This window comes from Brevundimonas sp. KH_060 (assembly GCF_057838275.1).
Window position 1 is genome coordinate 780,129 of sequence record NZ_CM174463.1, and the last position, 15,997, is coordinate 796,125.

The window sequence follows — 15,997 nt, forward strand, 5'->3', positions numbered from 1 at the left end:
GTAAATTCCCGGCTTTGGGGGGTTCTGGAGGCTGTTTGTCAGCCTGAGGACGCTGGTCCGCTATGGTTCGGTCATGGCGGGAAAAGGGGACGAGGCGGAGCGGGCGGCGGCGGTCGCGCAGTGGCTGGACGGGGCGCTGGGGCGGTTGATGCAACTGACCGATGAAGCGATCGCCGTGGTGGCCGCCGCGGAGCCTCCAGCCGACGTGGCCGAGGCTGAGAAGCGGGGGCGCGCCATCGGCGTGCTGGCCCGCACGGCCAGGTCGGTGGCGGCGCTGGCGACCGCGTCCCCTCGCAAACCACGCGCCCCTGAAGAGGACGGAATGAGCGAAGACGATCGTGACATCACCGACGACGAAGAACGGGCCGTGCGGGCAGAGCTGCAGTCTCGTCTCGATCATCTTCTCGGGGTCGCAGAGCGCAAGGGATTTGGCGCAGAAGCGACTGACGCAGGCGACACGCGAGGAGTTGTTGCGGCTGCTGAAGGCGACGCCGAGGCTGAACGACGACCAGGTCTGGCCGCCGCCTAATACGGATTGGCGCACCTGGGTGCTGCTGGGCGGGCGCGGGTCGGGCAAAACCTTCGCGGGCGGGTTCTGGATGAACGAACTGGCCAAGGCGGAGGATCGGACCTTCGCCCTGGTCGGGCCGGCGCTGCATGATGTGCGCGAGGTGATGGTCGAGGGGCCGTCGGGGCTGAAGGCGCAGGCGCCGGGCGACAACCGACCGCGCTGGGAGGCGGGGCGGCGCAGGCTGGTCTGGCCCTCGGGCGCGGCGGCCTATGCGTTTTCTGCCGAAGACCCGGACAGTCTGCGCGGGCCGCAGTTTCATGCGGCGTGGGCGGATGAATTCTGCGCCTGGAGGAACATTGAGGCGACGCTGTCGAACCTGAGGTTCGGGCTGCGGCTGGGGGCGGACCCGAAGCTGGCGATCACGACGACGCCGCGACCGATCCCGGCGTTGAGGTGGTTGCTGGCCGAGCCGGGGGTGGTGAAGGCGCGGCTGGCGACCAAGGACAATGCGGACAATCTGGCGCCGGGGTTTCTGGGGCATCTGCAGGCGCTCTACGCCGGAACGCGGCTGGAGGCGCAGGAGATGGAGGGGCTGGTGGTCGAGGCCGACGGCGCCCTGTTCCGGGCCGAGGATCTGGCGCGGGCGCGAGGCAGCCGGCCGGCGAAGTTCGAGCGGGTGGTGGTGGCGGTCGATCCGCCGGCCAGCGCCCACGGCGACGCCTGCGGGATCGTGGCGGCGGGGCGCAGGGACAGGACGGGCTATGTGCTGGCCGATCGTTCGGCGCGGGGGCTGTCGCCTGCCGGATGGGCGCGGCGCGCAGCCGAGACGGCGCGGGAGTTCGAGGCTGACCTGGTGTTGGCCGAGGCCAATCAGGGCGGGGAGATGGTGCGGACCCTGTTGGGGCAGGCGGACTGTCCGGCGCAGGTGAGGCTGGTGCACGCCAGTCGGTCGAAGAAGGCGCGGGCCGAGCCGGTGGCGGCGCTCTACGAGCAGGGGCGGGTGGTCCACTGCGGCGCGTTTCCGGCGCTGGAAGAAGAGATGATGGCGCTGGGGAGCGAGGCGCCGGGGACCAAGAGTCCCGACCGGGCGGATGCCCTGGTCTGGGCGCTGACGCATCTGCTGCTGGCCGGGAAGACGCAGCCGAGGTTGCGGGCGCTCTAGCGGGTTTCCTTCTCCCCTTGAGGGAGAAGGTGGATTGCGGAGTAAGACGGATGAGGGGTGCGGGGAAGCGGGTTGACGGCTTCCAGGCAGGCCTCGCGTCGACACCCCTCATCCGGCCCTGATGGGCCACCTTCTCCCTCAAGGGGAGAAGGAAGATGGACATGGAGAAACACATGGATTGGCGACGACCGTTCGGTCGGCGGCGGATCGCTGCGCCCGAAATCAAGGATAGCCGCACGGGGCCGCTGATCGCCCTGACCGGCGCGGGCCGGGCGCGGTGGACGCCGCGCGATTACGCGCACTTGGCCGATGAGGGGTTCGGCAGGAACGCCGTGGCCTATCGCTGCGTGCGGATGATCGCGGAGGCGGCGGCCTCGACGCCGCTGATGGTGATGGTCGCGGGCGTGCGGACGGCGGATCATCCGTTGGCGCGACTGATCGACAAGCCGAATCCCGAACAGTCGGGCGGGGAGTTGATGGAGGCGCTCTATGGCGCACTGCAGACGGCGGGCAACGCCTATGTCGAGGCGACCGGAGACGCCGACGGAGACGGGGCACCGGATGAGCTGTGGGCGCTGAGGCCTGACCGGGTGAAGGTGGTCCCCGGAAGGGCGGGATGGCCGGAAGCCTATGAGTATGCGGTCGGGGGGCGGTCGGTGCGGATCGCGCGACACGGCGACGGCTGGTCGCCGGTGATGCATCTGAAGCTGTTTCACCCGACGGACGATCATTACGGATTTTCACCGCTGGAGGCGGCGGCCTTCGCCATCGACGTGCACAACGCCTCGGGGGCCTGGAACAAGGCGCTGCTGGACAATGCGGCGCGGCCATCGGGGGCGCTGGTCTATGGCGCCAAGGACGGCGAGCGGCTGACGGGTGAGCAGTTCGAGGCGCTGAAGGCGGAGCTGGGCGAGGCCCATGCGGGGGCGCGGAACGCCGGGCGTCCGCTGCTGCTGGAAGGCGGGCTGGACTGGAAGCCGATGAGCCTTACGCCGCACGACATGGACTTCATCGCCGGCAAACACGCGGCGGCGCGCGAGATCGCCCTGGCCTTCGGCGTGCCGCCGCAGCTGTTGGGGATTCCGGGGGATGCGACCTACGCCAACTATCGCGAGGCGAATGCGGCCTTCTGGCGCGGGACGGTGATCCCGCTGGTGAGGAAGGCGGCCGGGGCGATGACGGGCTGGCTGGGGAGCCGCTTTGTCGACTGCCGGATCGAGCCGGATCTGGATGCGGTTCCGGCCTTGCAGGTCGAGCGGGATGCGCTGTGGGCGCGGCTGAATGCGGCGAGCTTCCTGACCGATGAGGAACGGCGCCGGATGGCGGGGGTGGAGACTTAGGCGTGACGCCTCTCCCTCCCCTTCATGGGGAGGGTGGTCGCGTTAGCGACCGGGTGGGGAGGGCGGGGTGATGCAGGCTCGGCGTTTGATTTGCCTTGCCGCCCCCACCCGACTTAGCCTGACGGCTCAGCCACCCTCCCCGGGACGGGGAGGGAGAAAGGTATGCGGATGACGGATTGGAAGAGGGCGCCGGTCGCCCTGATCGCGGCCTTGCTGGTGCAGACGGTCGGGGGGCTGGTCTGGGCTGGGGGCGCGGCGGCGCGGATCGCGACGCTGGAGCAGAGGGTGGATGAACAGAGGCTGGTCGCCGAGCGGCTGGCGCGGCTGGAGGCGCAGGGCGAGGCCGTGCGCGCAGCCGTCGAGCGGATCGAGCGACAGTTGGAGGGGAAGTGATGGAGCCACAGGCAGGCGTTTTTCCTCCCCGTCCCGGGGAGGGTGGTCGCGAAGCGACCGGGTGGGGAGGGCGTGGCGATGCAGGCTCAGCGTTTGAATAGCCTGGCCGTCCCCACCCGGCTTCGCCCTGCGGGCTCAGCCACCCTCCCCGGGACGGGGAGGGAGAAGGGCGCGCTGATGATCCACGGCTATGCCTCCCTGTGGGGCGTCGCGGACCTGAACGGGGATGTGACGGCGCGCGGGGTGTTTGCGGACAGTCTGGCGAAGACCGGCGCGGGCGGGGTGCGGATGCTGCACCAGCACGAGAGCCGCGCCGTGGTCGGCGTCTGGGACCGCATGATCGAGGACGAACGCGGTCTGTGGGTCGAGGGGCGGATCGAGGACTGGTCCGCCGAGGCCCGCTACGCCGCCGCCCTGACGCGGGCCGGGGCGCTGGACGGGTTGTCGATCGGGTTCCGGGCGCAGAAGGCGCGGCGCGACGGGCGGCTCAGGGTGCTGAGCGCGGTCGAGCTGTGGGAGGTGTCGCTGGTGACGTTTCCGATGCTGCCGGGGGCGCGGTTCAGCACACAGACACTAAGCGGCTGATCGCGCGTCAGTCGGGCGAGGCGAGCGGGCGGTCGTCGCGGCGGCCGTGCAGGCCGGGCGTTTCCTGGCGATAGCCGCGCATGGCGATGGCGCAGGTTTCAGGCGTCTGGCGCGAGGCGACGGCGGGGCTGCGGCCTCTGTCATAGGCCTCACGCAGGGCGCGGCGCTCGGCCTGATCGGCCGACGGAGCGTGGCGGCGGAGATGCTCCGCGAAAGCCTGATCGCCGCCGCTGTCGCGATTGAGATGCTCGCAGGCGCCCAGGGTTTCGAACATCCGCAGATTGATCGCGGTGTAGGCCGAAAGGCGGCCTGGCCCCGGCGACAGCCGTTGCGCCTCTGACGGCGAGGCGGTCGAGGGGCGCTGAGCCGAAGCGTCATGCGCCGTGCATGACATGAGCCCAACCGCAGACAGGGCGGCGACGGCGATCTTGAACATTGATCCATCCCTTGATCCGAGGACGGCGTAGCACGGTTCCCCGGATGCACGAAGGATCGCACGCGTTCCGGGCTTGGCCCGGTTGACTGCGCGCCGCAGGACGGTCGCGCATTTTTCTGGAGAGACCATGAAAGAGATCAAGACCGTCTCGGGCACGCCCGAGGCGCGCGCCGCCATGCATGAGATGATGGCCGCGTTCGAGGCGTTCAAAGGGGCCAATGACGCCCGTCTGGACGAGATCGAGAAGAAGGCTTCGGCTGATGCGCTGCTGGAGGAGAAGGTGGCGCGCATCGATCAGGCGGTGGCCCAGGCGCAGGCGCGTATGGACCGTGCGTTGAGCGAGAGCCGTCGTCCGATGTTGGGCGCGGAGCCGCCTGTCGTCGTGGCGCCGGAGGCGAAGGCGGCGTGGGACGGCTATATGAAGTCGGGTCAGGCGCATGGTCTGGAGCTGAAGGCGGGGCTGTCGTCAGCGTCGAACTCGGCGGGCTATGTCGTGCCGCCGGAGACGGAGCGGGCCATCGAGCGACGCCTGATGGCGGGCAGCCCGATGCGCGAGATCGCCACGGTGCGGACGGTCGGTTCGGGCGTGTTCAGGAAGCCGGTGTCGACGGCGGGCGTGACGGCGGGCTGGGTGGCCGAGACGGCTGCGCGTCCGGAGACGGACCCGGCGACCCTGGCGCTGTTGGAGTTCTCTTCAGCCGATCTTTACGCCTGTCCGGCGGCGACGCAGAGCCTGCTGGACGACGCCCTGATCGATCTGGACGAATGGCTGGCGGCCGAGGTCGAGGACGCCTTTGCGGCGCAGGAGACGGCGGCCTTCGTCAGCGGCGACGGGGTCAACAAGCCCAAGGGCTTTCTGGCCTATGACACGGCGACCGAGGGGACGCAGACCTGGGGCCAGATCGGCACGGTGGCGTCGGGCGCGGCGGGGGCCTTCGCCAGCGCCAGCCCGGTCGATAAGCTGATCGACCTGATCTATGCGCCCAAGGCCCAGTATCGGCCGAACGGGCGTTTCGTGATGAACCGCCGCACGGTCTCGGCGGTGCGCAAGTTCAAGGATGCGGACGGCAACTATGTCTGGTCGCCGGCCACGCGGCCGGGCGAGACGGCGAGCCTGCTGGGCTATCCGGTCACCGAGATCGAGACGATGCCGGATGTGGCGGCGAACAGTCTGTCGATCGCGTTCGGCGACTTTGCGCGCGGCTATCTGATCGTGGATCGCGCGGGGGTGCGGGTGTTGCGCGACCCCTATTCGGCCAAGCCCTATGTGCTGTTCTACACGACCAAGCGCGTCGGCGGCGGGGTGCAGAACTTCGACGCGATCAAGCTGATGAAGTTCGCGGCGTCGTAAGAGCTGGCGGCGGGTCTTCCTTCTCCCCTGCGGGGGAGAAGGTGGCTCGTGAAACGAGACGGATGAGGGGGGCGGGGGCGGCGCGCACCTGGTCAGCCGGTCGTCTGTTGAACCCTTCCCCTCATCCGAGCGCCTCTGGCGCCCACCTTCTCCCCCAAGGGGAGAAGGTAGAAAACATAGGAGATTCTAGCATGAGCGCACCCGTGAGCCTCGCGGAGGCGAAGCTGTTCCTGCGCGTCGAGCATGAGGCGGAGGATGGGCTGATCCAGACCCTGATCGACGCGGCCAGGGCGCGGGTGGAGGGGGAGGTCGGGTTGAACCTGACCTCGATCTCTGCGGCGCCGCTGAGGCTGGCGGTGATGATGCTGGTGATGCGCGCCTATGAGCGCGGCGACGGCGAGATGAGCGCGGCGTCGGTCGAGGGGTGGATCGCCCCCTATCGCGTGGTGCGGCTTTGACTGGACGCTATCGGCCTTCGGCCTACTTGAGCGCCGGCGGAATGAGAGTGGTCGTCAGCCTTGTGCGGCCGGTGGCGGCGCAGACGCCCTATGGCGGGCAGGTCGTCAGCTATGAGCCGGTCGGGTCGCTGTGGCTGGCGCTGGGGGCGCGACGGCGGCGCGAGCGGACGGAAGCGGGCGTGACGCGCGGCGTCGAGACGCTGAGCGCCATGGTGCGGGCCGATCCGAGGCTGGAGGAGGGGCTGGTGGTGCGCTTCGGCGGGGCGGACTGGGGCGTGGTCGGGATCGAGGCCGACCCCAAGGCGGCGGGGCGCGTGCGGCTGAACCTGGAGCGGGCGCGATGAAGGATCATGAAGGGGCGCTGGTGAAGGCGCTGATCGAACATCTACGCGGCGACGGGGCGCTCAAGGCGTTGTTGGGCGATCCGGTGCGCGTCTGGGATGAGGCGCCACAAGGGGCTGGGTTTCCGCATCTGGTGATCGGGCGGTGTGAGAGCCGACCGCTGAACGCGGACGGCGGCGGGGTGGAGCAGCGGCTGACCCTGACCTGCGCCAGTCGGTTCAGGGGGCTGGAGGAAGCGCGGGCCGTGGCGGCGGCGGTGCGGGCGCGGCTGGCCGATGCGCCGCTGGAAGCGGACGGGGTGAAGGCGGTCAGCGTGGGCGTGACGTTTACGGATCTGTTCCGCAGCTCGGATCTGAAACGGGCCTGGGCAGTGGTGCGGCTGAGAGCTGTGACGGAGGAGATCTGAGATGAGCGCACAACGGGGCAAGGACATCCTGCTGAAGATCGAGGGCGCGGGCGGCGCCTTCACGACGGTGGCGGGGCTGAGAGCGAGGACGATCTCGCTGAACGCCAAGACGGTGGACGCGACCGACAGCGACAGCGCCGGACGCTGGCGCGAACTGCTGGCCGGAGCGGGCGTGAAGTCGGCGGCGGTGTCGGGGCAGGGGATTTTCCGCGACGCGGCGTCGGACGCCCTGATCCGCGAGGCCTTCTTTGAGCAGGCGGCGAAGACGTGGCGGCTGATCGTGCCGGACTTCGGCGTGCTGGAGGGCGCGTTCCTGGTCGCGGCGCTGGAATATGCGGGCGAGCATGAGGGCGAGGCCAGCTTTGCGCTGAGCCTGGCCAGCGCGGGCGAGATCGGGTTCTCGGCGCTGTGATGGTGAACGGCGTGCGGGGTGAAGTGGTCGCGAGTTTGGCCGGGGCGGAGCGGAGGCTGTGCCTGACGCTGGGGGCTCTGGCTGAGATTGAGACGGGGCTGGGCGTCGCCGGGATGGCGGCGCTGGCGGAGCGGATGAAGGTTCTGTCGGCGCGCGATCTGATGGTGGTGCTGGCGGCGCTGCTGCGCGGCGGGGGGGAGACGGCGTTGGCGGATGGGCTAGCGAGCGCGTCGGTCGATCCGCGCGAGGCGGCGGAGGCGGTGGCGAAGGCCTTTGCGGCGGCCGCCTGATGACCCCTTGGGTGGACATGATGCAGGCGGCGGCGCGGATGGGCGTGGGGCCGGAAGGCTTCTGGCGGCTGTCGTTGAGGGAATGGCGAATGCTGACGGCGGGCCCGGTTCAGGCGGCGCCGCTGGGGCGCGGGGAACTGGAGCGAATGAGGGAGATGTGGCCGGATGACTGATGGTTTCAGGCCGGACGGGATCGACGCCGTGCCGGTGAGGGCGGCTGAGGCCGCGGCGGCGCTGGAGGCGCTGAAGGAGCCGGCGGAACGGGCGGCGGCCTCGATCGAGGATGCGTTTGGGCGCGCGGGGGCGAGCCTGACGCGGTCGCTGACGCGGGCGGCGGCGGACGGGGAGGTGACGCTGGCCGAGCTGGCCCGAGCGGTGCTGAACGCGGTCAATGCGGCGGCGGGTGCGCGCGGCGGCGGACTGTCGGGCGCCATAACGGCGGCGCTGGGGGGCTTTGGCGGGGCGCGGGCGGACGGCGGGCCGGTTCTGGGCGGCGGGGCCTATCTGGTCGGAGAGCGCGGGCCGGAGGTGTTCCGTCCGGCGGGCGCGGGGACGATCGAGCCGACGAACGGGCGCTTTGGTTCGGGGGGCGGGGTGACGGTTAACGTCACGGTGGACGGCGGGGCCGAAGGGCTGCTGCGTTCGGAGGCGCAGATCGCCCGGATGCTGGCGCGGGCGGCGGCCCTGGGCTTGCGCTGAAGCAGCGAGGCGCCGCGCGCCGAGTGGTAGCGCAGACAAGCTGCGCTGAAGCAGCGAGGCGCCGCGCGCCAAGCGATAGCGCAACAAAAAGGGCGCTCCGGAGAGCGCCCTTTAGAGCTTATTCGCCCTTGGGATTCGGGCCGTATTTGTTGTCGCCGGGCTGGCTGTCGATGATGCCGATCCAGAGCCAGAAGCCGACAGCCACCAGCCAGGTCAGGCTGAGGATGCCGAGGGCGGGGCCGAAGGTGCTGAGGATGACGGCGGGATCCTCGTTCTCCAGAGCCTGGGCGTTCATGAGGGCCGAAACGCCGATCGACATGAAGGCGAAGACCCAGCCGCTGATCATGACGACGTAGGGGATGGCGATGAGCCAACCCGCCTTGCCCATGTCGTGCAGGCGCTTCACGCCGATGGCGAGGTGCGGCCACAGCAGGACGAGGCCCAGAAGGTTCAGGAACGGGATGAAGTTGAGAACCAGGCCCACGCCGAACAGGATCAGCCAGCTGATCCAGAAATGCTGGCGGCGCAGGCGGCCGTTGAAGGAAAAGAGAGCCGTGGCGAAGTCATAGGCGCCGAGCGGGGCGCCGCCCGTCGATGAGGCGGCGGCCTGGCCGAAGGCGGCGGCGGGAGCGGTGGAGGCCAGGATCATGACCTGCGTGGCCTCCATGCCTTCCGGCACGAAGTCGACGCGGGCGCCGACGGCGACGGTTCCGCCAGCCTGGACGTCCGCGCGGGTGAAGCCGTAGCGGATGCTGTCGTCGCCGCTGATCAGGCCCGCGCCCGAGGTGTCGTCATAGCTGAGAATTTCGCCGCGCACGCGGATCTCCTGTCGTTGAACGGCTTCGCCGTGATGTGGCGAAAGCATGGCTGAGCCTGGCCGTTCGGACAACCCGAAGACTGCCGTCAGGTGAAGTTTTTCGCGAGACGTTCGCAACCTGTCCCGCGACGGGACGCAATCCAGGTACTTTGAGCGAGGACGCATGGCCTTTCATGAGGTGCGCCTGCCTGCGCGGCTGGCGTTCGGTTCGACCGGCGGGGTCGAGCGGAGGACGGAGATCACGACGCTGGCCTCGGGGTTCGAGCGGCGCTCGACGCCGTGGGCGGACGGGCGCAGGCGTTATCTGATCGGGGCGGGGTTGCGGTCGCTGGATGACATGGCGGCTCTGACGGCCTTTTTCGAGGCGCGGCGCGGGCGGCTGCATGGGTTCCGGTTTCGCGACTTCACGGATTTCAGGAGCGGGGCGCCGGGGGCGGGCGTGACGCCGCTGGATCAGGCGATCGGGACGGGGGACGGGCAGACGCGCGTGTTCCAACTGAGCAAGGCCTACGGGGATCATCGGCGGATCATCGCCAAGCCGGTCGAAGGGTCGGTGCGGGTGGCCGTGGCGGGCGTGGAGACGGCGACCTTCAATCTGGATGCGGCCACAGGGCGGGTGACGCTGGCGACGGCGCCGCCGCAGGGCGCGGCGGTGAGCGCGGGCTTCGCCTTTGACGTGCCGGTGCGGTTCGACGCGGACCGGATGGAGGTGACGCTGGAGAGCTTCGGCGCCGGGCGGATGGTCGCCATGCCTCTGATCGAAGTGCGGGTCTGAGCCATGCGGAATGTTCCGAGCGAACTGGCCGCCCGCATCGAAAGCGGGGCGGCGACGCTGTGCCATGTCTGGCTGCTGAGGCGGGCGGACGGGCGGGCGATGGGCTTCACCGACCATGACCGCGATCTGGAGGTCGAGGGCGTGGCGTGTCGGGCGGCCAGCGGCTGGACCGGCGGGGCGGGCGACGGCGAGGTCGGACTGGCGGCGGGGTCGCTGTCGGCGTCTGGCGGGCTGGATGACGCGGCGATCACCGAAGAGGACATCGCGGCGGGGCGGTATGACGCCGCCGAGGTCGAGCTGTGGCGCGTGGACTGGATGCGGCCGGACCTGAGGGTGCGGCTGTGGAAGGGGCGGCTGGCGCGGATCCGGAGGGAGAACGGGCGCTTCGTCGCCGATCTGGACGGGCCGATGGCGGCGCTGGAACGGGTGGTCGGGCGGACCTATGGCCGGGGCTGCGACGCGGTGCTGGGCGATGGGCGCTGCGGGCTGGATGCGGCGGCGGTCGCGGGGCGGGTTTGCGACAAGCGGTGGGCGACCTGCGTGGGGGTGTTCGGGAATGGGGCCAACTTTCAGGGCTTTCCGGACATTCCGGGCGAGGACTTCCTGACGGTTCGGCCTGTGGCGGGACGCAATGACGGCCGGAGCCGCAGGCGATGAGGGAGATCAGCGCCAACCTTTCCCTCCCCGTCCCGGGGAGGGTGGCTGAGGCGAAGCCGAAGCCGGGTGGGGGCGGCGAGGCTGATCAGACGCAGAGGTTGGATCGCCTGGCCCTCCCCACCCGGTCGCTGCGCGACCACCCTCCCCGGGACGGGGAGGGAGAGGCGTTGCGGTTGCGGGTTGTAGCCGCCGCACGCGGCTGGCTGGGGACGCCCTATCGGCATCAGGCCAGCGTGAAGGGCGAGGGGGCGGACTGTCTGGGCCTGGTGCGCGGGGTGTGGCGCGAGGTGGTCGGCGAGGAGCCGGAGGCGCCGCCGCCCTATCGCCCCGATTGGGCCGAGGTCGGGGGCGAGGAGACGCTGTGGGCGGCGGCGCGAAGACGGCTGGTGGAGATTGCGCCGGATCAGGCGGGGCTGGGCGATGTGCTGCTGTTCCGCATGGCGGCGGGGTGTCCGGCCAAGCACTGCGCGATCCTGAGCGCCGAGCTTTCCGAGAGCATGGGGGGGCCGGAGCGGCGGATGATCCACGCCTATTGGGGGCGGTCGGTGGTCGAGAGCTGGATGGGGGCGTGGTGGCGCAGGCGCTTGGTCGCGGCGTTTCGCTGGCCTGAAATTTTGGCCTGAAGTTTAAGAAGGAGCAGGCATGGCGCAGGTCGTTCTGGGCGGGATCGGGTCGGCGCTGGGCGGACCGATCGGGGGCTTCATCGGCGCAGCCCTGGGACGGGCGGCGGACAACCAGTTGATCGCCGGACTGGCGCCCGCGCGGCAGGTCGGGCCGAGGCTGGAGGGGCTGAAGCTGCAGTCCTCGGCCGAGGGGGCGCCGATGGCCTGCGTCTTCGGACGGGCGCGCATGGTCGGCCAGGTGATCTGGGCGGCGCGTTTTCTGGAGCGCAAGGAGAAGCGGTCGGGCGGCAAGGGCGGGCGGAAGACGGTCGACTACGCCTATTCGCTGAGCTTCGCCGTGGCCCTGTGCGAGGGGCCGATCGACGGGATCGGCCGGGTGTGGGCCGACGGCCAGCCGATGGACATGGCGGGCGTGACGATGCGGCTGCATCGCGGGACCGAGGATCAATTGCCCGATCCGCTGATCGAGGCGGTGGAGGGGCGGGCGCCCGCCTATCGCGGGACGGCCTATGTGGTGTTCGAGGATCTGCCGCTGGATGCTTATGGCGACCGGCCGCCGCAACTGGCGTTCGAGGTGTTCCGGCGGCCGCAGGGGGCTGAGCCGCAGCTGGAGGACCGACTGGAGGGGGTGTGCCTGATCCCCGGCGCGGGGGAGTTCTGCCTGGCGACGGAGCCGGTGATGCGGCGCGAGGGGCTGGCGCGATCCACGCCCGAGAACGTGCATCTGACGGCGGGGCGGACGGATCTGGAGGCCTCGCTGGATCAACTGACGGCCCAGGCGCCGAGGTTGAAGCGGGTCAGTCTGGTGGTCGGCTGGTTTGGCGACGACGTGCGGATGGGTCACTGCCGTATCCGGCCAGGGGTGGAGCGGCGCGACAAGCCGACCCGGCCGCTGGCCTGGAGCGTGGCGGGGGTGACGCGCGCGGATGGGCATCTGATCTCGCAGACGGATGGCGGCCCAGCCTATGGCGGGACTCCGTCGGACGACAGCGTGCGGCAGGCGATCCGGGCGCTGAAAGCGCGCGGGCTGGAGGTGACGCTGTATCCCTTCGTCTTCATGGACTGCCCCGGCTATCCGTGGCGGGGGCGGATCGCGGGGACGGATGGCGCGGGGGCGACGGCGGAGGTCGCGGCCCTGTTCGGGACGGCGGGCGGTTGGGGCTTGAGGCGGCTGGCGCTGCACTACGCCCGGATCGCCGCCGAAGAGGGGGCGGACGGCCTGCTGATCGGCTCGGAGATGCGGGGGCTGACGTGGACGCGCGATGCCGACGGGGGCTTTCCGGCGGTGGCGCAGTTCAGGGCGCTGGCGGCCGAGTGCCGGGCGGTGGTCGGGGCGGGGGTAAAGCTGAGTTACGCCGCCGACTGGTCGGAGTATTTCGGTTGGCAGAGGGGGGGAGAGGCAAGGTTTCACCTTGACCCGCTGTGGGCGGACCCGAACATCGATTACGTCGGCATCGACTGGTATCCGCCGATGGGCGACTGGCGCGGGGGCGCAGGCGGCCTGGATGGGCAAGCGTTCAAGGGGGCGTCGGACCCGGCCTATCTGGCGGCGCAGGTCGCGGGCGGCGAGGGGTATGACTGGTTCTACGCTGACGCGGCGGATCGGGCGGCGCAGCGGCGCACGGCGATCGAGGACGGCGGCCATGGCGAGGACTGGATATGGCGCTACAAGGATCTGAAGGGCTGGTGGTCGAATGCGCACCATGAGCGCGTAGGCGGAGTGCGGCAGGCGACGCCGACGGCCTGGGTTCCGGGGATGAAGCCGATCCGGCTGACCGAGTTCGGCTGTGCAGCGGTGGATCGCGGGGGCAATGCGCCGAACCTGTTCCAGGATCCGAAGAGCAGTGAGAACGCCCTGCCGCCGCACTCGACGGGCGCCCGCGATGACAGGATGCAGAGGCGGCTGATCGAGGCGGTGCTGGGGCACTATGCGCAGTTGGTGAACAATCCGATCTCGGGCGTCTATGGCGGGCGGATGCTGGAAGGGGCGGATGTCTGGTGCTGGGACGCGCGGCCCTATCCGGCGTTTCCGGCGCTGCATGAGGTGTGGGCGGATGCGGGCGCCTGGCGCACGGGGCACTGGCTGAACGGGCGGGTGGGCGGCGATGCGCGGGGGTTGATCGAGGCGATCCTGAAGCGGGGCGGCCTGAGCGAGACGGACTATGCGGTCGGGGCGGTGGACGGTGCGGTAACGGGCTATGTCATCGACCGGCCGATGGCGACGAAGGATGCGCTGTCGCCGTTGGTGCAAGCGCTGGGGGCGACGACGGCCGAGCGGGACGGTCGGGTGGCTGTGCTGGGTGAGACGGCGCGGGAGATGACGCTGCAGCAGGCGGCGCTGGCCCTGCCGGACAAGGGCGGGAGCGAGGCGGCGGATCGGCGGCTGACTCCTCGGCCCGGCGCGGCGCGGCTGCGCTTCATCGATGAGGCGGCGGACTATCAGCTGGGCGTGGCGACAGTGCGCAGCGAGGGCGAAGGCGGCGGCGTGGACGCGGCTCTGCCCGCCGTGGTCGGGGCCGGGCTGGCGATCGCGGCGGCGCAGCGGCTGTTGGCGGGCGAGGCGGCCGAGCGGCTGACGCTGAAGCTGGGGCCGCTGGAGGCTCTGAGACTGGAGCCGGGCGATGTGACGGCGGTGGAGGGGCGTGCGGGCGACTGGCGCATCGCCCGGCTGGACTGGGACGAGACGCCCAGCGCGGTGTTGGCGCCGGTGGTCGAGGTGGCGGTCGTGGATGCGCCGGAGGACTGGCGCGGCGACGGCGGCGGGGTTGCGACGCCGGGGGCGCCGTTCCTGATGCTGCTGGACCTGCCGCCCCTGCCGGGAGAGGAGGCGGACGGGCGGCCGGTGGTCGCGGCGGCGGCCGAGCCGTGGACGCCGATGGCGCTGCATGGCGGGGCCTCGGTCGACAGTCTGACGCAGAGGGCGGTGGTGGAGACGCCCGCGACGATGGGGACGCTGAAGGCGGCTTTGCGGCCCGGCGTGGTCGGGCGCTGGGACGAGACGGGCGTGCTGACCGTGCGGATCGAGGGGCAGGCGCCGCAGAACCGACCGGCCGAGGCGGTGCTGTCGGGCGCCAATCTGCTGGCGGTGCGGAGTGTCGACGGATGGGAGTTGGTGCAGTTCCGTCGGGCCGAACTGGTCGGCGGCGACGTGTGGCGGTTGGGCGGCCTGTTGCGCGGACAGCAGGGGACGGAGGAGGCGGCCGCGCGCGGGGCGGAAGCGGGGGCGCTGGTCGTTATGCTGGAGCGCGGCACGCCGCGCGCCGAGGTTGATGCGGTCGAGCGCGGATTGCCTAGAATCTGGCGGGCGGGGCCTGTGGGCGTGCCGCCGGGCGGGACGGGGACGACGGAGGTCGGCTTCGTATGGAGCAACCGGAACGCGGCGCCGTGGCGACCGGCGCACTTACGGGCGACGGCGCAGGGCGGCGGGTGGCGGTTGAACTGGCTGCCGCGCGTGCGTCTGGGCGGCGACGGCTGGGAGGGCGAGCCGGTCGAAGTTGATCCGAGGCGTTTTCGGGTGCGGGTGCTGGACGGCGCGGTCGTGCGCCGGATCTGGGAGGTCGAGGGATTGGAGGCCGTTTATGGGGCGGCTGAGGTCGCGGGGGACTTTCCGGGCGGCTTCGGGGCGGGCGTGCGGGTCGCCGTGACCCAGCGGGGCGACGGGTATGGCTGGGGGACGGAGGCGATAGTTCCGCTGAACCTGCCGATCTAAACCATGTCGGCCCCTTTCGGCGGGCGGGCGCATGGCTTAACTGACGCTCTGGTCCGTATTGATCCGAGTGGAGCGAAAATTGGCTGGCGATCCCTATCAGGAACTAGGCGTTTCCAAGGGCGCGAGCGCGGACGAGATCAAGAAGGCGTTCCGCAAGCTGGCCAAGGAACTGCACCCCGACAAGAACCCCGGCGACAAGCCGGCCGAAGAACGGTTCAAGCGCATCACCGCCGCCTTCGACCTGCTGGGCGACGCTGAGAAGCGCGCCAAATATGATCGCGGCGAGATCGACGCCGATGGACGCGAGCAGTTCCGCGGCTTCGGCGGCGGAGCGCAGGGCGGACGGCCCGGCGGCTTTGGCTTCGGCGGGCGCGGCGAAGGCGGCCCCGGCGGGCGCGCCGGTTTCGACGACATCGACCTGGAGGACATCTTCGGAGCCTTTGGCGGCGGACGGGGGGCCGGGCGCGGTTTCGGCGGCGGGCGCGGGCAGGATGTGCGCGCCACGCTGGACATCAGCCTGGAGGACGCCATCGCCGGGACGACGCGACGCATCCAGTTCTCGGATGGGCGGATGCTGGACGTGGCGATCCCCAAAGGCGCTGCCGAAGGCCAGGTGATCCGGCTTAAGGGCCAGGGCGCGCCGGGGCGCGGGGGGCAGGCGGGCGACGCCCTGATCGAGCTTCGCATCCAGCCGCATCCGGTGTTCAAGCGCGACGGGGCCGATCTGACGATGGATCTGGCGGTGTCGGTTCCCGACGCGGTTCTGGGCGGCAAGATCCAGGTGCCGACGCCCGAAGGGGCGGTGATGATGACCATCCCCAAGGGCTCGAACTCGGGCAAGGTGCTGCGGCTGAAGGCGCGCGGCGCCTATGCGAACGGCAAGCGCGGCGATCTGCTGGCCCGGCTGGTGGTGACGCTGCCGGAAACGCCGGACGACGAACTGGTCCGGTTTGCGACCGAATGGCGTGAGCGCCGGCCCTACAAGCCAGGCCGTTGATGGCCTAAGGGCTTCGCTTCCTTTCTTCTCCTCC

General features: G+C 70.7%; 20 protein-coding genes. 18 read left to right on the forward strand and 2 right to left on the reverse strand.

The window, feature by feature from the left end:
* The first annotated feature begins 73 nt into the window (after positions 1–73).
* The 5 genes from AC3IPP_RS03870 to AC3IPP_RS03890 all read left to right on the forward strand — a co-directional run bounded on the left by AC3IPP_RS03870 (position 74) and on the right by AC3IPP_RS03890 (position 3,991).
* Positions 74–529, forward strand: a complete 456-nt coding sequence (locus tag AC3IPP_RS03870; RefSeq protein WP_489150429.1) for a hypothetical protein — start codon at positions 74–76, stop codon at positions 527–529.
* Positions 429–1,673, forward strand: a complete 1,245-nt coding sequence (locus tag AC3IPP_RS03875) for a DNA-packaging protein (protein WP_489150430.1) — start codon at positions 429–431, stop codon at positions 1,671–1,673. The genes AC3IPP_RS03870 and AC3IPP_RS03875 overlap by 101 nt, the downstream gene beginning before the upstream one ends.
* Positions 1,674–1,834: 161 nt before the next feature.
* Positions 1,835–3,013 (forward strand): phage portal protein, encoded by a 1,179-nt coding sequence (locus AC3IPP_RS03880; RefSeq protein WP_489150431.1) that lies wholly within the window; start codon positions 1,835–1,837, stop codon positions 3,011–3,013.
* A 162-nt stretch (positions 3,014–3,175) separates the two neighbouring features.
* The gene (locus AC3IPP_RS03885; protein WP_489150432.1) at positions 3,176–3,406 is read left to right on the forward strand and encodes a hypothetical protein; all 231 of its coding nucleotides are present in this window, start codon (positions 3,176–3,178) and stop codon (positions 3,404–3,406) included.
* Between the two features lie 177 nt (positions 3,407–3,583).
* Positions 3,584–3,991 carry an HK97 family phage prohead protease gene (locus AC3IPP_RS03890; protein WP_489150433.1) on the forward strand — a complete coding sequence of 136 codons (408 nt, stop codon included), beginning with the start codon at positions 3,584–3,586 and terminating at the stop codon, positions 3,989–3,991.
* A 7-nt stretch (positions 3,992–3,998) separates the two neighbouring features.
* Here AC3IPP_RS03890 and AC3IPP_RS03895 read toward each other — a convergent pair whose 3' ends face one another.
* Complete coding sequence (locus tag AC3IPP_RS03895) at positions 3,999–4,427, reverse strand: hypothetical protein (protein ID WP_489150434.1); 429 nt, start codon at positions 4,425–4,427, stop codon at positions 3,999–4,001.
* 127 nt (positions 4,428–4,554) lie between these two features.
* Here AC3IPP_RS03895 and AC3IPP_RS03900 point away from each other — a divergent pair, with 127 nt between their 5' ends.
* From AC3IPP_RS03900 to AC3IPP_RS03935, 8 genes are all read left to right on the forward strand, one after another.
* The gene (locus AC3IPP_RS03900; protein ID WP_489150435.1) at positions 4,555–5,778 is read left to right on the forward strand and encodes a phage major capsid protein; all 1,224 of its coding nucleotides are present in this window, start codon (positions 4,555–4,557) and stop codon (positions 5,776–5,778) included.
* Between the two features lie 191 nt (positions 5,779–5,969).
* Positions 5,970–6,236, forward strand: coding sequence for a head-tail connector protein (locus tag AC3IPP_RS03905; protein WP_489150436.1), 267 nt, complete (start codon positions 5,970–5,972; stop codon positions 6,234–6,236).
* Positions 6,237–6,277: 41 nt separating this feature from the next.
* Positions 6,278–6,580: a phage head completion protein gene (locus AC3IPP_RS03910; protein WP_489150437.1), complete on the forward strand. Its 303-nt coding sequence runs from the start codon at positions 6,278–6,280 to the stop codon at positions 6,578–6,580.
* On the forward strand, positions 6,577–6,984 hold the full coding sequence (locus AC3IPP_RS03915) for a DUF3168 domain-containing protein (RefSeq protein WP_489150438.1): 408 nt from the start codon (positions 6,577–6,579) through the stop codon (positions 6,982–6,984). The genes AC3IPP_RS03910 and AC3IPP_RS03915 overlap by 4 nt, the downstream gene beginning before the upstream one ends.
* Before the next feature lies 1 nt (position 6,985).
* Positions 6,986–7,396 carry a phage major tail protein, TP901-1 family gene (locus AC3IPP_RS03920; RefSeq protein ID WP_489150439.1) on the forward strand — a complete coding sequence of 137 codons (411 nt, stop codon included), beginning with the start codon at positions 6,986–6,988 and terminating at the stop codon, positions 7,394–7,396.
* Positions 7,396–7,686, forward strand: coding sequence for a GTA-gp10 family protein (locus AC3IPP_RS03925; RefSeq protein ID WP_489150440.1), 291 nt, complete (start codon positions 7,396–7,398; stop codon positions 7,684–7,686). The genes AC3IPP_RS03920 and AC3IPP_RS03925 overlap by 1 nt, the downstream gene beginning before the upstream one ends.
* Positions 7,686–7,859 (forward strand): phage tail assembly chaperone, encoded by a 174-nt coding sequence (locus tag AC3IPP_RS03930; RefSeq protein ID WP_087138720.1) that lies wholly within the window; start codon positions 7,686–7,688, stop codon positions 7,857–7,859. The genes AC3IPP_RS03925 and AC3IPP_RS03930 overlap by 1 nt, the downstream gene beginning before the upstream one ends.
* Positions 7,852–8,385, forward strand: coding sequence for a phage tail tape measure protein (locus AC3IPP_RS03935; protein WP_489150441.1), 534 nt, complete (start codon positions 7,852–7,854; stop codon positions 8,383–8,385). Before AC3IPP_RS03930 ends, AC3IPP_RS03935 begins: the two co-directional genes overlap by 8 nt.
* A 118-nt stretch (positions 8,386–8,503) precedes the next feature.
* Here AC3IPP_RS03935 and AC3IPP_RS03940 read toward each other — a convergent pair whose 3' ends face one another.
* A complete protein-coding gene (locus AC3IPP_RS03940; RefSeq protein ID WP_489150442.1) occupies positions 8,504–9,202 on the reverse strand; it encodes a DUF805 domain-containing protein in 699 nt (232 codons plus the stop codon).
* A gap of 163 nt (positions 9,203–9,365) precedes the next feature.
* On the opposite strand from AC3IPP_RS03940, the gene AC3IPP_RS03945 reads away from it, so the two are divergent.
* From AC3IPP_RS03945 to AC3IPP_RS03965, 5 genes are all read left to right on the forward strand, one after another.
* Entirely contained in the window at positions 9,366–9,977 is a 612-nt protein-coding gene (locus AC3IPP_RS03945; RefSeq protein ID WP_489150443.1) for a phage distal tail protein, Rcc01695 family, read from the forward strand.
* Between the two features lie 3 nt (positions 9,978–9,980).
* Positions 9,981–10,634, forward strand: a complete 654-nt coding sequence (locus tag AC3IPP_RS03950; RefSeq protein ID WP_489150444.1) for a DUF2163 domain-containing protein — start codon at positions 9,981–9,983, stop codon at positions 10,632–10,634.
* A gap of 173 nt (positions 10,635–10,807) precedes the next feature.
* Complete coding sequence (locus tag AC3IPP_RS03955) at positions 10,808–11,257, forward strand: NlpC/P60 family protein (protein ID WP_489150445.1); 450 nt, start codon at positions 10,808–10,810, stop codon at positions 11,255–11,257.
* A 19-nt stretch (positions 11,258–11,276) separates the two neighbouring features.
* Positions 11,277–14,966 carry a baseplate multidomain protein megatron gene (locus AC3IPP_RS03960; protein ID WP_489150446.1) on the forward strand — a complete coding sequence of 1,230 codons (3,690 nt, stop codon included), beginning with the start codon at positions 11,277–11,279 and terminating at the stop codon, positions 14,964–14,966.
* 79 nt (positions 14,967–15,045) lie between these two features.
* The gene (locus tag AC3IPP_RS03965) at positions 15,046–15,963 is read left to right on the forward strand and encodes a DnaJ C-terminal domain-containing protein (RefSeq protein ID WP_489150447.1); all 918 of its coding nucleotides are present in this window, start codon (positions 15,046–15,048) and stop codon (positions 15,961–15,963) included.
* The last annotated feature ends 34 nt before the right edge of the window (positions 15,964–15,997 follow it).